At 68.6% G+C, this 21315-nt stretch carries 18 protein-coding genes and 1 other RNA gene; 7 read left to right on the top strand and 12 right to left on the bottom strand.

The window, feature by feature from the left end; genetic code table 11:
* Window positions 1-25: 25 nt before the first annotated feature.
* An RNA gene (ffs, locus tag ACLBWH_RS14080) (signal recognition particle sRNA small type) lies at window positions 26-121 on the top strand.
* Window positions 122-132: 11 nt separating this feature from the next.
* Here ffs and ACLBWH_RS14075 read toward each other — a convergent pair.
* The 3 genes from ACLBWH_RS14075 to ACLBWH_RS14065 all read right to left on the bottom strand — a co-directional run bounded on the left by ACLBWH_RS14075 (window position 133) and on the right by ACLBWH_RS14065 (window position 2339).
* Window positions 133-816, bottom strand: a complete 684-nt coding sequence (locus ACLBWH_RS14075; protein ID WP_447799539.1) for a 2OG-Fe(II) oxygenase — start codon at window positions 814-816, stop codon at window positions 133-135.
* Between the two features lie 64 nt (window positions 817-880).
* The gene (locus ACLBWH_RS14070; RefSeq protein WP_447799538.1) at window positions 881-1675 is read right to left on the bottom strand and encodes an RcnB family protein; all 795 of its coding nucleotides are present in this window, start codon (window positions 1673-1675) and stop codon (window positions 881-883) included.
* A 91-nt stretch (window positions 1676-1766) separates the two neighbouring features.
* Entirely contained in the window at window positions 1767-2339 is a 573-nt protein-coding gene (locus ACLBWH_RS14065; RefSeq protein WP_447799537.1) for a (2Fe-2S)-binding protein, read from the bottom strand.
* A gap of 75 nt (window positions 2340-2414) precedes the next feature.
* Between ACLBWH_RS14065 and ACLBWH_RS14060 the strand changes: the two genes are divergently transcribed.
* Window positions 2415-3215, top strand: coding sequence for a DODA-type extradiol aromatic ring-opening family dioxygenase (locus ACLBWH_RS14060; RefSeq protein WP_447799536.1), 801 nt, complete (start codon window positions 2415-2417; stop codon window positions 3213-3215).
* Here the strand turns inward: ACLBWH_RS14060 and ACLBWH_RS14055 are convergent.
* The 6 genes from ACLBWH_RS14055 to ACLBWH_RS14030 all read right to left on the bottom strand — a co-directional run bounded on the left by ACLBWH_RS14055 (window position 3200) and on the right by ACLBWH_RS14030 (window position 9255).
* On the bottom strand, window positions 3200-4339 hold the full coding sequence (locus ACLBWH_RS14055; RefSeq protein ID WP_447799535.1) for a CaiB/BaiF CoA transferase family protein: 1140 nt from the start codon (window positions 4337-4339) through the stop codon (window positions 3200-3202). The genes ACLBWH_RS14060 and ACLBWH_RS14055 overlap by 16 nt on opposite strands.
* A 27-nt stretch (window positions 4340-4366) precedes the next feature.
* Complete coding sequence (locus ACLBWH_RS14050) at window positions 4367-5551, bottom strand: acyl-CoA dehydrogenase (protein WP_447799534.1); 1185 nt, start codon at window positions 5549-5551, stop codon at window positions 4367-4369.
* Window positions 5552-5734: 183 nt separating this feature from the next.
* Window positions 5735-7852 (bottom strand): TonB-dependent receptor, encoded by a 2118-nt coding sequence (locus tag ACLBWH_RS14045; RefSeq protein ID WP_447799533.1) that lies wholly within the window; start codon window positions 7850-7852, stop codon window positions 5735-5737.
* A gap of 126 nt (window positions 7853-7978) precedes the next feature.
* A complete protein-coding gene (locus ACLBWH_RS14040; RefSeq protein WP_447799532.1) occupies window positions 7979-8761 on the bottom strand; it encodes a tryptophan 2,3-dioxygenase in 783 nt (260 codons plus the stop codon).
* 9 nt (window positions 8762-8770) lie between these two features.
* A complete protein-coding gene (locus ACLBWH_RS14035) occupies window positions 8771-9082 on the bottom strand; it encodes a hypothetical protein (RefSeq protein ID WP_447799531.1) in 312 nt (103 codons plus the stop codon).
* A complete protein-coding gene (locus ACLBWH_RS14030) occupies window positions 9079-9255 on the bottom strand; it encodes a hypothetical protein (protein ID WP_447799530.1) in 177 nt (58 codons plus the stop codon). Before ACLBWH_RS14030 ends, ACLBWH_RS14035 begins: the two co-directional genes overlap by 4 nt.
* 91 nt (window positions 9256-9346) lie before the next feature.
* Here ACLBWH_RS14030 and ACLBWH_RS14025 point away from each other — a divergent pair, with 91 nt between their 5' ends.
* Window positions 9347-9964 (top strand): LexA family transcriptional regulator, encoded by a 618-nt coding sequence (locus tag ACLBWH_RS14025; RefSeq protein WP_447799529.1) that lies wholly within the window; start codon window positions 9347-9349, stop codon window positions 9962-9964.
* Here the strand turns inward: ACLBWH_RS14025 and ACLBWH_RS14020 are convergent, their stop codons facing one another.
* Entirely contained in the window at window positions 9965-10135 is a 171-nt protein-coding gene (locus tag ACLBWH_RS14020; RefSeq protein WP_171009451.1) for a hypothetical protein, read from the bottom strand.
* Between the two features lie 145 nt (window positions 10136-10280).
* On the opposite strand from ACLBWH_RS14020, the gene ACLBWH_RS14015 reads away from it, so the two are divergent.
* Window positions 10281-10511: a hypothetical protein gene (locus ACLBWH_RS14015; RefSeq protein ID WP_447799528.1), complete on the top strand. Its 231-nt coding sequence runs from the start codon at window positions 10281-10283 to the stop codon at window positions 10509-10511.
* Window positions 10512-10533: 22 nt separating this feature from the next.
* On the opposite strand, the gene ACLBWH_RS14010 is transcribed toward ACLBWH_RS14015, so the two are convergent.
* Window positions 10534-11295, bottom strand: coding sequence for a ThuA domain-containing protein (locus tag ACLBWH_RS14010; protein WP_447799527.1), 762 nt, complete (start codon window positions 11293-11295; stop codon window positions 10534-10536).
* Window positions 11296-11483: 188 nt separating this feature from the next.
* On the opposite strand from ACLBWH_RS14010, the gene ACLBWH_RS14005 reads away from it, so the two are divergent.
* The 3 genes from ACLBWH_RS14005 (at window position 11484) to ACLBWH_RS13995 (ending at window position 20722) form a co-directional block, all read left to right on the top strand.
* Window positions 11484-13415 (top strand): autotransporter assembly complex protein TamA, encoded by a 1932-nt coding sequence (locus ACLBWH_RS14005; RefSeq protein ID WP_447799526.1) that lies wholly within the window; start codon window positions 11484-11486, stop codon window positions 13413-13415.
* On the top strand, window positions 13412-17530 hold the full coding sequence (locus ACLBWH_RS14000) for a translocation/assembly module TamB domain-containing protein (RefSeq protein WP_447799525.1): 4119 nt from the start codon (window positions 13412-13414) through the stop codon (window positions 17528-17530). Before ACLBWH_RS14005 ends, ACLBWH_RS14000 begins: the two co-directional genes overlap by 4 nt.
* Before the next feature lie 177 nt (window positions 17531-17707).
* The gene (locus tag ACLBWH_RS13995) at window positions 17708-20722 is read left to right on the top strand and encodes a TonB-dependent receptor domain-containing protein (protein ID WP_447799524.1); all 3015 of its coding nucleotides are present in this window, start codon (window positions 17708-17710) and stop codon (window positions 20720-20722) included.
* 124 nt (window positions 20723-20846) lie between these two features.
* On the opposite strand, the gene ACLBWH_RS13990 is transcribed toward ACLBWH_RS13995, so the two are convergent.
* On the bottom strand, window positions 20847-21197 hold the full coding sequence (locus ACLBWH_RS13990; protein WP_322849494.1) for a DUF6481 family protein: 351 nt from the start codon (window positions 21195-21197) through the stop codon (window positions 20847-20849).
* Between the last annotated feature and the right edge of the window lie 118 nt (window positions 21198-21315).

Here is a 21315-nt window from a genome sequence, read left to right as displayed (position 1 = left end):
CGGCCGTACGTCGCCATAGGCTTGCGCGGGAGTCGGGCGGACGTGGTCGTCGCCAACCCGGTCAGGTCCGGAAGGAAGCAGCCGCAACGATTTCGCCGCGGGTCGTCCCGGCTCCCACCCCATAACATCGGGTCAATTGGGCCGCTTGAGCCAGGAGCGCTCGCGGAACCACTTGGTGACGATATATTTCGTCCCCTCCACCACCGCCGTCCCCTCGTGCAGCGTCGCCGTATTCGGCGTGCCGTCCGCATTCATGTTGTTCCAGGCGAGCAGCAGTCCCTGCCGCGGCGCGATCTTGAAGCCGGCCTGCGGGAACCACGTCGCGCCGCCTTCCGCGACGTCGTTGAGGTAGATCATCGTCGTCCAGGTGCGCTGCCCGCCCGACGTCTGCATCTGCTCCCAATAGCTCTCGGTCTCGTGAAAATAATCGTGATGCGCGCGGAATTGCTGCCCGGCGGCATAGCGCTGGCCCTGCAACGTCTCGCCGTGATCGGCGGGGAGGCCAAGCAGCGCGGCTATCGCCTCGTCGATCGGCTGCACCTCGGGCGCATAGCGGTTCATGTCGCAGCTCTCGCTGGTCCGGAAGCCCGGGTCTGCGCGATCGGACAGCAGCGACGACGGCCGGCGATTGGCGTCGATCATCGCGATCAGCGTCGCGCATTGCGCCGCATCGAGGAAGTCGAGCTGATAATAGATCTGGATCGCCGGCACCTCGGCGCGGGTCACCGCGGGATTGGTGTCGAGCCGCTGCGCGACACGGGCGCCGGCCTGCTGGCGCAGCGGGGAGGGGGCGGGCGCTTTGCGACGGGCGAACATGGCCGGAAAATGCCGTCGCCGCGCCGCAAAGACAACCTTCAAAGCAGGGTAACGCCCCGCCCGATCAATAGAAGATGCCGTAGACCGTATCGATCACCAACCCGCTACGCAGGTCGACCAGCAGCGCATCGTCGTAATAGCGCACCCAGCGATACGGGCCATAGGCCTCGGGCAGGCGATAGGCATAGGGATCGCCGATCCAATAGGCGCGGCTGAACAGCACCGGCGACAGCGGCACGCCGACCCCGAACCGGCGATAGCCGCGGCCCCAGCCCGACGGCGCATAATAACGCGGCAGGCGATACGCACCGCGGTTCACCGCGCGATAGCGGTTCCAGTCATAGCGATCATCGTCGCGCCAGCCGCGATCCCAGGCACCGCCCCGCTGGCCTGCGCGCCAGTCGCGCGCCACTGGCCCGCGATCGTCGAAGCGCCGCTCGTCCCATCCGCGACCATCGTTGGCGCGGCCGACGTTGGCGCGGCCGACGTTGCCGCGGCCGACATTGCCCCAGCCGACGTTCGGGCCGCGATCGCCGGGGCGCGGGCCGTCGCGATCCGGCCGCGGTCCACGCTCGGGACCGGGACGGTCGTCGCGGACGCCCGGCCCGCCGTCGCGCCCATCACGCGGCGGCGGGGGACCGCGATCCGGACCGAAGTCGCCGGGCTGCGGCCGCTCGGCGCGCCCCTGCGCCTGCCAGCCGAGATCGCCCGATGGCTGCGGTCGCGGCCCGCGGTCCGGCCCCGGTCCGCGCTCTGGCCCCGGCCCGCGCTGATCCCAGCCGCCGCGGTCGTCCTGCGCCTGTGCGGCCACCGGCATCAGCATCGAAGCCGCCAGCAACGCCTTGATCACGGTCTTCATCCTGTTCGTCCTCAACCCGCCGGCGCACGAGCCGGCTCCGATGATGACCCCTTCTAGCGACGCTGCGATGTGGCGAAGCTGAATTGGATCGTCAGCGTTCCGACAGCTTGTCGCGCGCGGCGTCGGCCGGGGGCGGCACCAGCGCCGGCACGACCCGCGCCGCATCGGCGGGATCGATGCCGGGCCGCGCGCCGGCGGGGATCGTCTCCTCGCCGCGCGCCGCACGGCCGGCGCGCTGGATCGCCTCGATCAGCCGCGGGTAGACGCCGCAGCGGCACAAATTGCGTATCGCGCCGCGGATATCGGCCTCGCCGGGATCGGGATTGTGCTTGAGCAGCACCGCGGCGGCCATCAGGATGCCGGGGATGCAGAAGCCGCATTGCGGCACGTTGGCGGCGATGAAGGCAAGCTGCAGCGGGTGGTTGCGTTCGCGCGACAGGCCCTCGACCGTGGTGACGTAGCTGCCCTCGACCGATCCGATCGCGACCCGGCACGACAACATCGCGCGCCCGTCGACATCGACTGTGCACGCGCCGCAGTCGCCGGTGCCGCAGCCATATTTGGTGCCGGTCAGATTCGAGGCGTCGCGCAGCGCCCACAGCAGGGGCGTGGCGGGATCGAGCCGGTATTCGACCGGCTGGTTGTTGACCGTGAGGCGCGACATGGCGCCTCTTAGGCGAAACGCGGCGTTTCGATCCAGATGATTGCGGTACGGGCTGCGAGGCGCGACCTTGCCGGCATGACGCTTCCGACGCTGTTCGTGCCGCATGGCGGCGGCCCCTGCTTCTTCATGGACCCGGCCGGCGGCCCGCCCGATCCGATGTGGCGGCCAATGCAGGCCTATCTCGCCGGCCTGCTCGCCACGCTGCCGGAACGGCCGCGCGCGATCCTGATGGTCTCGGGCCATTGGGAGACGCCGGATCTCACCGTCCATATCGGCGAGCGACCGTCTCTGCTGTTCGACTATTACAACTTCCCCGAACATACCTATCGCCTGCGCTGGGATGCACCGGGCGCCCCCGATATCGCGCGACGTGCCGCGGCGCTGCTGCGCGGCGCGGGCTATCGGGTCGGCGAGGAGGCGGCGCGCGGCTGGGACCATGGCGTGTTCATCCCGATGATGGTCGCCGATCCCGCCGCCGACATCCCGCTGGCGCAACTGTCGCTGCGCGCCGACCTCGACCCGGCAGCGCATGTCGCGATCGGGCGGGCGCTCGCCCCGCTCCGCGACGAAGGCGTGCTGATCGTCGGATCGGGGATGAGCTTCCACAATCTGCGGGCGCGCGGGCCGCAGGTGACGCCGGTCGCCGCCGCATGGGACGCGGCGCTCACCGCCGCGGTCACCGATCCCGATCCGGAACGCCGCGCGGCGCGGGTGATCGACTGGGAGGGGCTGCCCCACGCCCGATTCGCGCATCCCGACGCCGAACATCTGTTGCCGCTGATGGTCGCGCTCGGCGCGGGCGGCGAGGGGACGGCGGTGTGCGACTATCGCGACGTCGTGCTCGGCTGGGCGGTGTCGGCCTATCGCTTCGGCTGAACCGGCTCGGCCGAATCGCCCGAGCCCAGCCGCGGTGCCGGGCGGCCGGTCGCCAGCGCCGCGTCCGAGAAGCGGATCGGCGTGCGCAGCCCGCTGATCGGTGCCTGGTCGAGCACCAGCCCGCGCGCCAGCACCTGCGGATCGGTGAGCGCCTGTTCCACGGTGTTGATCGGCCCGGCCGGAACGCCCGCCGCATCGAGCTGCGCGAGCAATGCGTCGCGCGCGAACCGCCGCGTCGCCGCGGTGATCGCGGCGAACAAGTCGTCGCGATGCGCCAGCCGCAGCGCGTTGCTGGCGTAGCGCGGATCGTCCGCATCCATGCCGACCACCGCGCAGAAGCGGCGGAACTGGCCATCGTTGCCGACCGCGAGGATGAACCAGCCGTCCGCCGTTTCGAACACCGCATAGGGGCAGACGTTGAGATGCGCATTGCCGACCCGCGCCGGCGTGACGCCGCTGGCGAAATAATTCGCCGCCTGATTGGCGAGCACCCCGGTCATCGTGTCGAGCAGCGCCATGTCGATCCGCTGGCCGCGCCCGGTCCGCTCCCGCATCGCCAGCGCCGCCTGGATCGCGATCACCGCGTAGAGGCCGGTGGTGATGTCGGCCATCGCGACGCCGATCTTCTGCGGCGCACCGTCGGGGTCGCCGGTCAGGTCCATCATCCCGCTCATGCCCTGCACGATGAAATCATAGCCGGCGCGCGGTGCGTAGGGCCCGTCCTGCCCGAAACCGGTGATCGAACAATAGACGAGGCGCGGGTTGTCGGCCGACAGGCTGGCATAATCGAGCCCGTATTTGACCAGCCCGCCGACCTTGAAATTCTCGATCAGCACGTCGGCCTCTGCCGCGAGCGCGCGGACGCGCTGCTGGCCCTCCGCCGTGGTGAAGTCGATGACGTGGCTGGTCTTGCCGCGATTGCAGGCGTGGAAATAGGCGGCATCCCGCGTCCCGTCGCCATAGTCGACGAACGGCGGGCCCCAGGCGCGGGTGTCGTCGCCCGCCGGGCTCTCGACCTTGATCACCTCGGCGCCGAGATCGGCAAGCACCTGTCCCGCCCACGGGCCGGCGAGGATACGCGCGAGTTCGAGCACCTTGAGCCCGGCCAGCGGGTGGTCAGCCACCGCGTTGCTCCTGCGGCCGCATCAGCCTCAAAACGCCGCGATCCCCGTAATCGCCCGCCCCAGGATCAGCGCATGCACGTCATGCGCCCCCTCATACGTGTTCACGGTCTCGAGGTTCATCATGTGGCGCATCACCTGATATTCGCCGGAAATGCCGTTGCCGCCATGCATGTCGCGGCTCATCCGCGCGATCTCCAGCGCCTTGCCGACGTTGTTGCGCTTGACGAGGCTCACCATCTCCGGCGCGAACCGCCCCTCGTCCATCAGCCGCCCGACGCGCAGCGACGCCTGCAGCCCAAGCGCGATCTCGGTCTCCATATCGGCGAGCTTCTTCTGGTAGAGCTGCCGCCCGGCGAGCGGCGTGCCGAACTGCTTGCGGTCGAGGCCATATTGGCGCGCGGCATGGAAGCAGAATTCCGCCGCTCCCAGCGCGCCCCAGCTGATCCCGTAGCGCGCGCGGTTGAGGCAGCCGAACGGCCCCTTCAGCCCCTCGACATTGGGCAATAGCGCATCCTCGCCGACCGCAACGTCCTCCATGACGATCCCGCCGGTGATCGAGGCGCGCAGCGACAGCTTGCCCTCGATCTTGGGCGCCGACAGCCCCTTCATGTCCTTGGTCAGCACGAAGCCGCGGATCGCGCCGCCATGCGCGTCCGACTTCGCCCAGACGACGAAGACGTCCGCGATCGGGCTGTTCGAAATCCAGGTCTTCGCGCCGGACAGGACGTAGCCGCCGTTGACCTTGCGCGCCCGCGTCGTCATGCCGCCGGGGTCGGAGCCGGCATCGGGCTCGGTCAGCCCGAAGCAGCCGATGTATTCGCCGCTCGCCAGCTTGGGCAGGAAGGCGCGCTTCTGCGCCTCCGATCCATAAGCGAAGATCGGATACATCACGAGGCTCGACTGCACGCTCATCATCGAGCGATAGCCCGAATCGATCCGCTCCACTTCGCGCGCGACGAGCCCGTAGGCGACATAACCCGCACCGACGCCGCCATATTCCTCGGGCAGCGTCGGCCCGAGCAGGCCCAGCTCGCCCATCTCGCGGAAGATCGCGGGATCGGTGTGCTCGGTCCGGAACGCCTCGACGATCCGCGGCGCGAGCTTGTCCTGCGCATAGCTCCGCGCGGTATCGCGGATCATCCGCTCGTCCTCGCTCAACTGGTCGTCGAGCAGGAAGGGATCGGCCCAGTCGAACTTGCCCATACCGGCCATCGCATCATCTCCTTTTGAAGGCGCGGTACGGGAGGACGGTAGGCGACGCAAGCTCCTCCCCGGCACGGGAGGGGGACCAGCGAAGCTGGTGGAGGGGGGCTTCCTCAGACGGTTCGCCTGGTGGGAGCCCCCTCCGTCACGGCCTCGCCGTGCCACCTCCCCGTGCCGGGGGGAATGCGATGTTTACAGTCCGAAGCGAAGCGTCACCCGGATGTCGCGCCCGGCGAGCGGCGCGAAGTCCTTGAGGAAGCTCGAATGCCGGCGCGCGACCACGTCGAACAGATTGTTCGCCGACAGCAACAGGCTGGTCTTGCTGTCCTTGCCGAACGGACTGATCGAGGCCGAGGCGTTGACCATCGTATAGTCGCTGGTCGGCGTCTCGAACGCGGCGATGCGGTTCTGGTCGAAGACGTGCTCCACTTCGACCCGGCCGCCGAGCCGGTCGCCCTGCGCCTCGATGCCGCCGAGCACGCGCGCCGGCGGAATGCGCGGCACCGGGCCGAGATCGACGATATTGGCATGGACGTAATCGCCCAGCAGGTCGGCGTTGATCGTATAGCCGCCGATCCGCGCCAGCCGCACCGAGGCATCCGCCTCGAACCCGTAATAGCGCGCGTCGCCCTGCTGATATTGGAAGCAGGGCAGGCCGTCGAGTTCGTCGGTCCGCGTCAGGCACACCGCCGGATCGACCCGGTTCTCCGAGATATAGTTGGAGAACCAGTTGTAATAGGCCGAAGCATCGAAGCTGTAGCCGTCGCCATGCGCGTGCAGCGTCGCCTCCAGCCCCCAGGATTTCTCCACCCGGAAGTTGGGATCGCCCAATTCATAGGCCTGCGTGCCGGCATGCGGTCCGTTGGCGAGCAATTCTTCCGCCGACGGCGCACGCTCGGTACGCGAGCCGTTGAGGCCGATGCGGATGCCGTCGCCGATCGCATAGGAGGCGCCGACCGAGCCCGACAATGCCTCGAAATGCCGCGTGCCGCCGAAGAACCGGTCCTCGCCGTTCGGCACGCGCCCGGCGACGTCGGTCAATTCGTAGCGCAGGCCGCCCTCGGCGCGGAACGGCCCGGCGCTATATTGTTGCAGCGTGAAGAAGCCGGTCTGGTTGGTCTCGTTCTTCGGCAGGAAGGCCTCGTCGCCGACGACGTTGAAGATGCGATTGAAATATTGGACGCCGCTCGCCCCCTGCCAGCCGCCGCGGTTCGCCTGAACGACCTCCAATCGCCCCTCGAGCCCCTTGTTGTAGAAAGCGGTGCCGACGCTGCCGTCCTCCTCAAGCTCGAAATGGCGATAGGTCGCCTGACCCGCCCGGATGCGGATGCGGTCGAAGATGTCGCCGCCGGTCTTCACCTCGCCGCGCAGGTCGACGCGGTTCTGCACCACCGACAGCCGGGGCGCCTCCTGCTCCTGGCCGACTGCGGTCGCGTAGCGGATCGGCACGCCGTAGAGGCTGTCGTAATGGCTGTACGACACGCCGAGATTGCCGGTATCGGTGATGATCGCCGCGCCGGCGCCGGCGGTCCAGGTCGTCGCCGCCGAATTGGGCAGGCGGTTGAGCAGCCCGGCAGAGGCGGCGAAGTCGATCGGCTCGTCGGTATCCTGCGGCAGGCCGACCTGGCTCAGCGCCGCGGCGCGCGCGCTCGGCGACAGCAGATAGCCGTGGCCGGTGCGCAGATCGTCCGCCTTCAGATACGAACCATCGGCGTGCAGCACCAGATGCTCGCCGATCGCGACATCCCCCGCCGCGCCGCCCGAGCGCTCGTCCGCCGCCGATCCGTAATTGGCGATGCCGTTCAGCCGATAGCCCTTCTCCGGCACCGTCCGCGGGATGCGCGTGTCGATCACGTTGACGACGCCGCCGACCGCCGACGATCCGAACAACAGCGCCGACGGCCCGCGCAGCACCTCGATCCGTTCGGCGAGCAGGGGATCGATGATCACCGCATGGTCGACACTGGTGTTCGATACGTCGATCGAACCGATGCCGTCGGTCAGCACGCGGATGCGATCGCCCTGGAAGCCGCGCAGGATCGGCCGCGACGCGCTCGGCCCGAACGAGGTCGCCGACACGCCGGGCTGGCGCGCTAGCGTCTCGCCGATCGTCGGGCGCAAATTGCGGGTCAGTTCCTCGCCCGAGATCACCGACGTGCCCTGCAACACGTCGCGCTCGCTCTGCGGCAGCGCGGCGGTGACGATGATGTCTCGGCCCTGCGGCGCCGGAATGGTCGGATCGGTCTGGGCGAGGGCGGGGAAGGGGACGGCGATCAGGGCAGCGCCCGCCAGCAGGGAAAACTTCAGCATCGAAACTCCGCGGTGCACGATAGACAACCCGCGATTGTGCAGGTGCGAAGCATCTAGGCGGTATGTTACATTATATCCAAATACATTCGGCTGCGGTTCGTCGCGGTGTCGTCTCGTGTCGTCGCACTACAAACTCGTGCGAACGTCGAGCAATTCGGGAAAGAAACGCTGTTCGACCACCTCGGCGAGATAGGGCACGCCGGCGGTGCCGCCGGTGCCGGTCTTGAACCCGATCACCCGCTCCACCGTCTTGAGATGCCCGAACCGCCAGAGCTGGACGTGATATTCCAGATCGACCAGCTTTTCGGCGAGTTCGTACAGGTCCCAATAGTCGTTCGGCCGACCATAGACGGTCGCCCAACAGGCCTCGACCGCCGCCGACGGCGGCGCGATCTGCGCGAAGTCGCGTTCGATCCGGGCGGCGGGCACCGGCAGTCCGCGACGCGCGAGCAGCCGCAGCGCCTCGTCGTACAGGCTGGGCACCGCGAGCTCGGCCGCCAGTCGCTCGCGCACGACCGGCTCCTCGAACAGCGCGACCATCGCCGCATTGCGATTGCCCATGATGAATTCGAGGCAGCGATATTGGTCGGACTGGAAGCCCGAACTCTGCCCCAGGCTGCCGCGCATCGCGGCATAATCCGCCGGGGTCATCGTCGCCAGCACCTCCCACGACTGGATGAGCTGCGTCTGGATGCGGCTGACCCGCGCCATCATCTTGAGCGCCGGCGGCAGATCGTCCGCCGCGATCCGCCGCCGCGCCTCGCCGAGTTCGTGCAGGCAGAGCTTCATCCACAGCTCCGACGCCTGATGGATCGTCACGAACAGCAGTTCGTCATGCACCCCGCTCAGCGGCGATTGCAGATCGAGCAATTCGGGCAGGCGCAGGTAGCTGCGATAGGTGATCGTCATTGCAGTAGCTTAGCCGAAGCCATCACCACTCTCCAGCAACAGCACCGCCAGCGTCGCGCGCGTCGCGACGGCGTGCGTCACCACCAGATCGGCGACCAACCGGCCCGGCACCGGCAGATCCTCTTCGGGCAGCGCCGCCAGCCAGTCGCCGGGATCGCCGCCACCGATCGCCAGGTCGAGCGTCAGCCGCCAGCCGGTGAAGGTCGCGCTCGACCACGGCCGCTCGCGCACCGTGACCGGATGCAGCGTCAGGCCGTAACAGGCGGCGCTCGCCGCCAGCGCGCGGTGCAGCCGGCGCTGCGGATCGGGGCGGTGGATCATATTTCCCTCCCGTCGATGAATCGCGTGATCCGCGCCTCGACCGCCGGACCGATCACGCGGCCGCGGATCATGTCGGTGACCAGCCGCGGATCGTTGACCGCCAACCGGCCGAATTGCGTGCGCGACATGTTGGTACGCCGCAGATAGCGGTCGATCTTGACCAGCAATGACATCTTTCCCTCCCGAGTCCTTGGGGTGATGTTCCCGATCTGTTCCGAGCAATCCAACTTGTCTAGGAAAATTTCCTACGCTATCGTCGCGGCTATGGCGCAAGGCGAGGCAGGGCTGCGGTTGAAGGCATTGGCGGCGGCGCGCGGCGACAGCCTCGCCGCGCTGTCGGCGATGCTCGGCCGCAACGCCGCCTATCTCCAGCAGTTCGTCGTTCGCGGCTCGCCGCGCCGGCTCGCGCCCGACGATCGCCGCCGGCTCGCCGATTATTTCGGCGTTGATGAGGTCGAACTCGGCGCGGACCCCGGACGCCGCCCGTTCACGCTGCCGCGGCTCGACGTCACCGCTTCGGCGGGGCCGGGCGCGTTCGTCGATGGCGAGGTGATGCTCGGTGCCGCGGCGATCGATCCGGCGCTGGCGACCAGGCTCGGCCTGCGCGGGGGGATGGCGGCGATCGTCCGGGTGCGCGGCGATTCGATGGAGCCGGGGCTGGTCGACGGTGACCTGATCGTCGTCGATCAGGCGCGGCGCACGCCCGATACGCAGGGGCGGGTATTCGTCATCCGGATCGAGGACGCCGTCATGGTCAAGCGCATTGCGCGTCGCCGTGAGGGGCTGACGATCGCCAGCGACAATCCCGCTGCGCCGCCGGTGCCGGACGGCGTCGTGGAGGTGATCGGTCGCGTCGTCTGGCTGATGCGCGAACCGCGCTGATCAGCGGCGGCTGTCGCGCAGCCACACTGCGACCGCGCCCGCCGCGCCGATCGCGAGCCCGGCGAGGAAGCCGATCGTCACCTGACCCTGGATCAGACCGACGACCGCACCGCCGATCGAGCAGATCGCCACGAGGATGCCGCCGGCAGCGGAAGGAGGAGTTTCGGCCATGGCGCGGTCCTGCCACGTCCCGCCGCGAGACGCCAGCGTCCCCGCCTGGGACACGCGGGACGGCGGCGGCGCAAGGGTTTACCATCGTCTCCCGCCCCTCGGCACCCATTCCATGATCTGGCACGCGGCGTGTAGGGATGCGGCGATGATCCATCAGGACTTAGATAGCGCGCCGTTCCATCTCGACGATGCCGAGCAGGTCGTCGAGGCGACCGACCTGATCATGCTGTTCGGCGCTCACGCCCCGGTCGAAGCCGCGATCCGTGCCGGCCATATGCGCGACATCGGCAACGTCGTGCACTTTTGTCGCTGGCGCCAGACCGCTCGCCTGATCGCCCTTCTCACGCGCGAAGAGGCGGTCGGCACGGTGCATTGAGGACGGTCGGAAGTCCCGCGCCTTATCCTTGCCCGCGGCCGGTCGCGGTCCAGTAGATCCCGCCGAGCAGATGTTGCAGGTACCGGTCGTCGCGATACATTTCGACGTTGTGGCCGAGCAGGGTGACGAAGACGCGGCCCTTCTCGTACGAGCGATACCAGGCCTCGGGATGATCCTTGCCCATCCGCCGGCCGACCTGCCCCGGCCAGATCCGCGTCGGATCGTAGCTCGTCTCGTCGGCGTTCAGCACCGGGTGGATGGTCACCTTATAGGGGTTGGCGGTGACGTAATATTCGTCGCTCCAGATCCAGCGGTCGGGCAAGCCGAAGGTCGCGGGGAAGCTTCTGTCGGTCACCGTCACCACGCCGGTCTGCAACATCGGATGGTTGACGAAGGAGCGGCCGACCAGCTGTTCGTACCACGGCCACGCCGCGGGCGGGATGATCGCGGCGCGATGCACCACCATCGCATTGCCGCCGCCGCGCATATAGGCCTCGAACCGCCGCCGCCGCGGTTCGCTCAGCGTCTCGGCGGGCGTGTTGAGGAACATCACCGCGGCATATTGGCCGAGATCGCCGTCGAACGCCGCGCCGTCGCTCGTCCAGGTCATCGCAAAGCCGTGCAGCCTTGCGAGCCGCTCCAGATTCTCCCGCGCGACCGGGATGTATTCGTAATGATAGGTGCTCGGCGCGGCGATCACGAGCAGCTTGAACTGGTCGTCGGCCACCGCGGCGGCGGGGACGAGCGACGCGGCCAGCGCGGCGAGCAGGGGCAGGGCCTTCATGGCGTTCCTTTCATCGGCGAACACGTGCTCGCATGCCCGCGCGCAGCGTTGCCGCGCAACCGCAACCTTGGTCGGGCTCGCATCCGCGGCCGCGCCGCGCCCGGTCGGGCGATATGCGCGCCCGATCGAGCGCAAACGCGTCGGAAATGGGACTGTTGCGAGCAACCGCCGCGCGCTAGGACGGCGCCATGCTGTTGCGTTTGGGGTGGTTCGGGCTTGGCGCGACTGCCGTGCTCCTTCTTCCCGGACAGGCCGCGGCGCAGACCATGCCGGCGGACGCGACGCCGCTCGACCCCAATGCGCCGCTCGCGCCGCTGCCCGACATCGGCGTCGCCTGGCCCGAGCTCGGCGCCGACCCCGCCGGCGCCGCGGCCGCGGCGGCGACCGACGGTGCCGCCGAACGGCGCTACGACTGGCGGATCGACGGTATCGACACCAGCGCGACGCCGCTGCTGCGCAAGCGCTTCGAGGAATTGTCGACGCTCGACGCCAATGACGGCACCGCCGCCAACGCCGCGCAGCTCGATCGTCGCGCGCGCGAAGACGCCGACCTTCTCCAGACGTTGCTGCGCGGCGAGGGCTATTACGACGCGCGCGTGACGACGCGGGTCGAGCCCGGTGCCAAGCCGCTCGTCGTGCTCGCGGCCGAGCCCGGCACGCTCTACCGGCTGAAGGACGTGACGCTCGGCGGTATCGCCGCGGCGGGTGCCAAGGCGCAGCCGCTGCGCAGGGCGTTCGGGGTGAAGCCGCAGGACCCGGTCAACGCCGATGCGATCGTCGCCGGCACCGCGCGGCTGACCGCAGAGATCGGCAAGTCCGGTTTCCCGTTCGCCGACGTCGGCGAGCCGCAGGTCGTCGTCGATCACGCCACCAAGAGCGCGACGCTCGACCTTCAGGTCGCGCCCGGCGCGGAGAGCCGCTTCGGCAAGTTCGTCGCGCTGCCCGGCAATCGCGTGTTCGACGCCGAACACGTGCAGGAAATCGCCCGCCTGTCCCCCGGCGACACGTTCGACGCGACGACGCTGGACGACCTGCGCCGCGCGTTGATCCAGACCGGGCTCGTCGCCGCGGTCGAGGTCAAGCCGATCCCCGGCGACGCGCCCGGCACCGTCGACATCGGCGTCAAGCTCGCCGCCGCGCCGCCGCACACCATCGCCGGCGAATTGGGCTACGGCACCGGCGAGGGCGCCCGCGCCGAACTGAGCTGGACGCACCGCAATCTGTTCCCGCCGGAAGGCGCGCTGACGCTGCGCAGCGTGCTCGGCACCCGCGAACAGCTCGGCAGCGTCGTCTTCCGCCGCAACAATTTCGGCGATCGCGATCGCGTGTTCACCGCGCAGATCTCCGCCAGCCACGTCCAGCGCGACGCCTATGAGGCAAAGACCTATACCGTCGCCGCCAATATCGAACGACAGACGACGATCTTCTTCCAGAAGACCTGGACCTGGTCGATCGGCGGCGAGGTGCTCAGTTCCGACGAGCGCGACGTCATCGCCGCGACCGGTGAGCCACGCCGCCGCACCTTCTACATCGCCGCCGCGCCGACCAGCCTCAATTACGACGGCTCCGACGATCTGCTCAACCCGACCCGCGGCTTCCGCCTCGGCGGCCGGTTCAGCCCGGAATTCTCGCTGGAGAACGACGCCTTCGGCTATGCGCGCGTGCAGATCGACGCCAGCGCCTACCAGCCCGCGCATCGCGGCGTCGTGCTCGCCGAGCGCATCCGGCTCGGCTCGATCCTCGGCGCGTCGCGCGACAGCATCGCGCCGTCGCGGCGCTTCTACGCCGGCGGCGGCGCGTCGGTGCGCGGCTATGGCTATCAGGCGATCGGCCCGCGCGACGTCAACAACGATCCGATCGGCGGCCGCAGCCTCGCCGAATTCTCGATCGAGGCACGCGTCAAGACCTTCGGCAATTTCGGCATCGTCCCCTTCCTCGACGGCGGCACGATCTACAGCAGCGCGATCCCGAAACTCGGCGACTTCCAATATGGCGCCGGCGTCGGCGTCCGTTATTATTCCAACTTCGGCCCGATCCGCTTCGACGTCGGCACGCCGCTCAACCCGCAGCCGGGCGACAGCCGTATCGCCGTCTACGTCTCGCTGGGGCAGGCGTTTTGACGCGCTGGCTGCGGCGCATCGCGATTACGCTGGTCGCGCTCGCCGGGATCGCCGCGCTGGCGCTGCTGATCGTCGACACCGACGTCGGCCATCGCTGGGTGGCGCAGCGGATCGGCGCGATCCGCACCGCCAACGGGCTGCGCTTCACCATCGGCCGGATCGACGGCTCGCTCTATGGCCGCACCCGCCTCAAGGACGTGCGCGTCTACGATCTCGACGGCCTGCTCGTCCAGGCGCCCGCGGTGGCGCTCGACTGGGCGCCGTGGCGCTGGGCGCGTCACCAACTCATCATCAGGGAGCTGGCGATCCCGCAGGCGACGCTGTTCCACGCGCCGCACACCCGCGCGTCCGCGCGCCCAGGGCCGATCCTGCCGGATTTCGACATCCGCATCGGCGCATTGAGCGTCGATCGGCTGGTGCTCGCCCGTCGCGTGCTCGGCAGCGAGCGGATCGGCCGCGTCGCCGGGCGGGCCGACATCCGCCACGGCCGCGCGCTGGTCCGGCTGGATGCGCGCGTCGCCGGCTCCGACCGGCTCGCTTTGCGCCTCGACGCCGAGCCCGACCGCGACCGGTTCGACATCGACGTCCGCGCCGCGGGGGCTGCCGGTGGCGTGCTCGCGCGCAGCCTCGGGTTGCGGCGCAGCGTCGCGCTCGACATCGACGGCGACGGCCGCTGGTCGCGCTGGCGGGGCAGGGCGACCGGCCGCGTCGGTGCCGCGCGCGCGCTCGACCTCGCGCTGGCGGCGACCAACGGCCGCTACACGCTGTCCGGCGAGATCGCCCCCGCCGGCATCGTGAGCGGCGCGGCGCTGCGCCTCGCCGGCCCGCGGATGCGCGTCCGCGGCGACGCGACCTTCGCCGACCGCCGGCTCGACGGCAGTCTCGACCTGCGCAGCCCGGCGCTCGCGCTGGATGCGGTCGGGCTGGTCGATCTCGGCGCCAACGCCTGGCGCAACCTGCGGCTGCGCGCGCGGCTGCTCCGCCCCGCGGCGGTGATCCCGGCGATGACCGGCAGCGGCGTCGAGCTGCGCGCCGTGCTCGACGGCGGCTTCCGCACCGCCCGGTTCGACTATCGCCTCAAGGCGGACCGGCTCGCGATCGACCGCACCGGGCTGGACACCGTCCGCCTCGCCGGCAGCGGCCGGCTGGGACCGGGCAAGCGGACGCTGCCGACGCGCTTCACCGCGGCTGAGGTCACCGGCATCGGCACCGTCGCCGGCGGTATCCTGCGCAACTTCAGCCTCGACGGGCCGCTCGTGCTCGACGGCTCGCTGCTCACCGGCGACGCGCTGCGGCTGCGCTCCGACAAGCTCGCCGGCCGGCTGATGGTCGCGCTCGACCTCGCCACCGGCCGCTACGAGGTCGGGCTGAACGGCACGCTCAACCGCCTGTTCGTCAAGGGGCTCGGCGTGGTCGATCTCCGCTCCGACCTGCGCGTCGTGCCGGGGGCGGGCGGCAGGGGCACGCGCATCGTCGGTCGCGGCACCGCGCAGGTCGTCCGGCTCGACAACGGCTTCCTGCGCGGCCTGACCGGCGGCCTGCCGCGCATCGTCACCAACCTCGAACGCGGCGCCGACGGGCTGCTCCGTTTCTCCGACATGGTGCTGACCTCGCCGCTGCTCACGCTGCGCGGCAACGGCTATCGCCGCGCCGACGACACCTTCCATATCGAGGCGATCGGCCGTCACGCCACCTATGGACCGGTGACGCTGCGCCTCGACGGCAAGATCGATCGTCCGACGCTCGACCTCCAGTTCGCCAGCCCCAATGCCGCGCTCGGCCTGTCGCAGGTGCGCGCGCACCTCGATCCGACGCCGACCGGGTTCACCTGGCGCGGCGAGGGCGGCTCGCGGCTCGGGCCGTTCACCTCCGCGGGATCGATCCTGCTGCTGCCGCCCGGCGTCGACGACATCCTCGTCGTCGATCGGCTGTCGGTCAGCGGCACCGATGCCGCGGGCCGGCTGGCGATGGGCCATGGCGGCTTCACCGGCCGGCTCGCCGTCACCGGCGGCGGACTGACGGGCGAATTGCTGTTCCGCCCGGTCGGCACCGTGCAGCGTATCGAGACGCATCTCGACGCTGGCAATGCCCGGCTCGGCGCCGCCACCCTGCGCCGCGGCCACGTCGATGCGGCGCTGCTGCTCGACCCCGCCGGCACCGCGCTCGATCTCACCGCGACCGGCGCCGGCGTCCGTCAGGGCCGGCTCAGCCTCGCGCGCTTCGCCGCCAATGCCAAGCTGCGCGGCGGCGTCGGCGAAGTGCGCGCCTCGATCGCCGGCTCGCGCGGCCGCGCCTTCGACATCCAGACCGTGACGCAGGTCGCCCCCGACCGTTTCTCGGTCGCCGCGCAGGGCACGCTCGACCGGCGCCCGCTGCGCCTGCTCTCGCCCGCCGAGATCACCCGCGACGGAGACGGCTGGACACTCGCGCCGACCCGGCTCAGCTTCGCCGGCGGCGAGGCGCAGGTCGGCGGCCGGTTCAGCGACGCCGCTTTGTCGGTCGACGCCTCGCTCACCCGCATGCCGCTGGCGATCCTCGACATCGGCTATCCGCGCCTCGGCCTCAGCGGCACCGCCTCGGGCAGCGTCAGCTACGCGACCGCCGCCGGTGCCGCGCCGACCGGCAAGGCCGATCTCACCGTGCGCGGGCTCAGTCGCGCCGGGCTGGTGCTGGCGTCGCGGCCGATCGATCTCGGCCTCGCCGCCGCGCTTTCCGCCGACCGGCTCGGCTTGCGCGCGGTGATGGCGTCGGGCGGCCGGACGATCGGCCGCGCGCAGGCGCTGCTGCGGCCGTTGGGCGAGGGCGACCTCGCCAGCCGCATCGCCGCCGCGCCGTTGTTCGCGCAATTGCGCTATCAGGGGCCGGCGGACACCGTCTGGCGGCTGACGGGAATCGAATTGTTCGACCTCTCCGGTCCGGTCGCGATCGGTGCCGACGTCAGCGGCCGGATCGGCGCGCCGGTGATCCGCGGCGTCCTGCAGGCAAACGGCGCACGCATCGAGAGCGCCAATACCGGCACCGTCCTCACCAACGTCCAGGCGACCGGCCGCTTCGGCGGCTCGCGCCTCCAGATCGACCGGTTCGCCGCCGACGCCGGCAAGGGCGGGCGCGTCACCGGCAGCGGCGGCTTCGACTTCGCCGCGGCGCACGGCATCGGCCTCGACCTCAAGCTGCGCGCCGATCATGCGGTGATGATCAACCGCGACGACATCGGCGCGACCGTCACCGGACCGCTCACCTTCACCTCCGACGGCGCCGGCGGGACGATCGCGGGCGACGTCGTGCTCGACCGCAGCCGCTACCGGCTCGGCCAGGCGAGCGCCGCGAGCGCGCTGCCGCAGCTCAAGATCCGCGAGATCAACCTGCCCGAGGGCGGCGAGGAGGACGAGGCACCGCCGCCGCCCTGGACGCTGGCGATCAAGGCGAAGGCGCCCGACAAGGTCATCGTCAGCGGCCTCGGCCTGTCGAGCGAATGGTCCGCCGATCTCGGCATCGCCGGCCAGCCCGGCAATCCCGCGATCACCGGCCAGGCGAACATGATCCGCGGCGATTATGAATTCGCCGGCCGCAAGTTCCAGCTGTCGCGCGGCGTCATCCGCTTCGCCGGCGAAGTGCCCGCCAATCCGGTGCTCGACATCGAGGCGAACGCCGACAGCACCGGCCTCAACGCGACGATCCGCGTCACCGGCACCGCGCTGAAGCCGGAGATCGGCTTCACCAGCACGCCCGCCTTGCCCGAGGACGAATTGCTGTCGCGCCTGCTGTTCGGCACCTCGATCACCAAATTGTCCGCGCCCGAGGCGTTGCAGCTCGCCGCGGCGGTGGCGGCGTTACAGAACGGCGGCAACGGCCTCAACCCGATCAACGCGGTGCGCCGCGCCGCCGGCCTCGATCGCCTGCGCATCCTCCCCGCCGACCCGCAGACCGGCCAGGGCACCTCGATCGCCGCGGGCAAATACGTCACGCGCCGCCTCTATGCGGAGATCGTCACCGACGGTCAGGGCTATTCTGCGACGCAGGTCGAATTCCAGGTCACCCGCTGGCTCTCGCTCCTGTCGAGCATCTCGACGCTCGGCCGCCAGAGCGCCAACGTGCGCGTGTCGAAGGATTATTGAGGGGGGCATGGGGTAGCGCGTCAGGGCCGTGGTCAGCTCGCAACGATGATTTGCGCCTGTCACTCTAATGCAACATCTCCGCAACAATTTGCAATGCATGGGCAGCGTGATTGACCCATCGTGAATCCCGGACCTACCATCGCCCCAAGATAAAGTAATGGTTCAGGGGCATTTTCTATGATCTTCCGGACGTCTCGATCGCGCACCCTTCTCGGTGCGAGTGTCATTGCATTGGCAGTGTTGAGCATGCCGGCAGGTGCGCAGACGACCACCAGTCCCGACCAGCCGGGTGTCACCCCGCCGGCGAACCAAGCCGATGCACAGGCGCAGCAGGGCGAGGTCGGCAATACGCCGCCGAGCGATGCCGCCGATGGCGCCAACGACATCATCGTGACCGGCTCGCGTATCCGCCGGCTGGATTTCGCCAGCCCGAGCCCGATCGTCTCTTTGGGCGCGGAGACGATCCAGACGTCGGGCACCAGCAATCTTACCGACTTCCTCTCCGGCTATCCCGCTCTCGTCGGATCGTCGACATCGGGGGACAATTCGGGATCCGGCGCGGGGATCGGCGCGACCGGGCTCAACCAGCTCAATCTGCGCAATCTCGGCACGCAGCGCACGTTGGTGCTGATCGACGGGCGCCGTCAGGTTGCGGCGACCCCCGGCGAACAGTCGGTGGACATCAACACAATCCCGACCGATCTGGTCGAGGGAATCGACGTGCTGACCGGCGGTGCCTCGGCGATCTACGGCGCCGACGGCGTCAGCGGCGTCGTCAATTTTCGTTTGAAGCAGAATTTCGAGGGTATCTCCGCCCGCGCGCAGAACGGTATCTCGACCCGCGGCGACGCTGCCCAGCGGTTGCTCGACCTTACCGTGGGAAGCAATTTCGCCGATGGCCGCGGCAATATCGCGGTCGCATTCGAACATGGCGAAGAAGACAGACTGCAAGCCAAACAGCGGGCTCGCTACCGCGAAGGCAATCTTCAGACGTTCGTGCTCAACCCGAACGATCCCAGCGACGATCCAAAGCTCCCCGATCGCATACCGTTGCGTGATATCCGCTATGATGGCTCCGCGCCGAACGGCGCGGTCGATACGACGTTCGACGGTTACCCCGATTTCGATGGCTCAGGCGCGGTCTGGAACTCCGGTACGCAGCTTGGCGAAGGGTTTACGCAGGGAGGGTCGGCGACCCCCGTCGCCCGTTATGCCAATGATCTGCTGCCGCAGACCAATCGCGACATCGTCAACATCCTTGGCCATTTCGACGTCAGTGACAAGCTGACGATATTCGCCGAAGGCAAATACGCCAACATCAACACCTTCTCCTTCGGTCAGCCGAGCTTTGATTACAATATCCTCGTTCCGCAGGATAATCCTTACCTGCCGGCGAGCATAAGTGCGGCGATTGACCCGGAATTAGGCGGCGTTCTGGTCAGTCGTGACAATTTCGATCTTGGGCAGCGAGGCGAGCGTATCCGGCGTGAAACGTACCGCGGTGTGGTCGGGGTGCGCGGTGACATCTCGCCGTCGTTCCATTACGAACTGTCTTACAACTACGGCGAAACCAAGGTTCGCAGCCGATATCTCGGCGACGTCTACAGCGACCGGTTCTTCGCCGCGCTCGACGCGGTCCGCGACCCGGCGACCGGTCAGATAACCTGCCGCATCAATGTCGACCCCAGCTGGGAGCCCGATCAGCCCTATGCGTCGCGCAAGGTAAATCCGGTGACGACGTTCAAGCCGGGGGACTGTTCGCCGCTCAATCTGTTCAACGATGGCCAGAGCGCGCAGGCTGTCAATTTCATCACCGCGGCGACAACCGACCGTTCGACGATCCGGCAGCAGGTGGTGTCGGGATCGATCAGCGGCGACACCCGCCAGCTCTTCGAACTGCCGGGCGGCCCGGTCGGCTTCGCGCTCGGCGGCGAGTATCGGAAGGAGGACAGTAGCTTCCAACCAGACCCGATCATCCAGCAGGGCCTGACCTATACCAACGTGCTGCTGCCCACGAACGGTAAGTTCGACGTCAAGGAGGTCTTCGGCGAAATCAATCTCCCCGTCGTCAAGGATCGGCCGTTCTTCCACTCACTCGAACTCGGGGCAGCGATTCGCTATTCCGATTATTCGACGATCGGCCGGACGACGACGTGGAAGGTCGACGGCATGTACGCGCCGGTTCGCGACATAACGGTTCGCGGCACCTATTCCGTTGCGATCCGTGCACCGAACATCAGCGAATTGTTCGGTGGCCAGTCGCAAACGTTCGCTTTTTTCCAAGATCCCTGCACGACGCAGAACCTCAACAATGGCACCGGGAGCCGCGCAGCGAATTGTCAGACGTTGTTGAGTGGGCTTGGGGTCGCCAATCCAGCCGCATTCACGGATTCGCGCTCGGTCAATATCCCCGGCCTCCAGGGTGGCAATCCGGCGCTTGCGCAGGAGAAGGCAAAGACTTGGACGGCAGGGTTGGTGTTGGCGCCGCGTTTCCTGGCGGGTCTGACTGCATCCTTCGACTGGTATGATATCCGCCTCACCAACGCGATCAATACGGTTGCGCCACAGCAACTGGCAGAGCTCTGCGTTGACCAGCCGTCGCTCGACAATGGCTTCTGTTCCTCGATTACGCGCCAGAATGGCGGTACCAATGCGGGGCAGATAACCGGCTTCGTCGTAGGCCCGCAGAACGTTGCCGCGTTCCGTACCGCCGGCCTCGACGTCAACGTTAATTATCGTCTGCAGACTGCCGCGCTCGGCACCTTCAATTTGAAGCTCGTCGGCGGCTATTTGGACAAGCTGAACTTCATCGGCACGCCGGGCGCTGATCCAACCGATTCGCGTGGTACGGCTTTCGCGCCTAAATACCAGGCGACGGGCGACGTGACGTGGTCGTCGGGCATCGTCACGCTCAATTATGGTTTGTCATGGTTCGACAAGACGTTACGCTATTCGAAGCTCATCGTTGCCGGCGATCCGGATTATGTCGCACCGGAGTACCTCTACTTCAAGGAGCGTTGGCAGCACGATGTCTTTGCATCGGTCGATGTCAACAAGTCGTTCCAGATTTATGGCGGCGTCAATAACGTCTTCGATCAAAAACCCGATGTCGGATCGACCAGCTATCCGATCAGCTCGGTCGGACGTTTCGCTTATGCCGGTGTTCGCGTGAAGACGGGTCGCCTGTTCTGATTGCGTCTCCGGCGCGGCTATGGCGGGCGCGGGTCGGCGAATTGGACGAGGCACATAAAGCAACGGCCCGGATCGACAGCGGTCGATCCGGGCCGTTATGCGTAACCGGCTGGGTGAGCCGATCCTACTTCTTCCCCGCGCGCGATTTGCGGGCGGCGTAGCGGGCGTCGCGGGCGGCCTTCATTTCGGCCTCGGTCGGCATCTTGGGCTTGGCCTTGGCGGCGGCTTCGGCGGCGGCAAGCGCGGCGGCTTCGGCGGCGGCCTTCTTCTCGGCGATCGCCTGTTCGCGGGCGGCCTGCTTGTCGGCGCGCGCCTTGGCGAGGGCGGCTTCCTTGGCTTCGGCGGCGGCGACGCGGGCGGCCACCACGGCCGGGTCGAGCGGCGGCTTGGCACGCAGTTTCTCCAACGCCGCCTGCTTGGCTTGGGCGGACAGCGCGGCGCGCTCTTGGAACGTCTGGGGCTTGTAGGCTGACATGTGGGGCGTGATGATCCTGTCGATACGATATGGACGGCGTGCAGCGGGCGCGGCGTCTCGGCGACGCCCGTTAAAGCAAAACGCCCGATTCTGCAAAAACGCCCATCGCGGCGCGGTG

This window comes from Sphingomonas sp. M6A6_1c (genome assembly GCF_053345135.1).
This window is presented reverse-complemented; position numbering and strand designations above follow the sequence as displayed.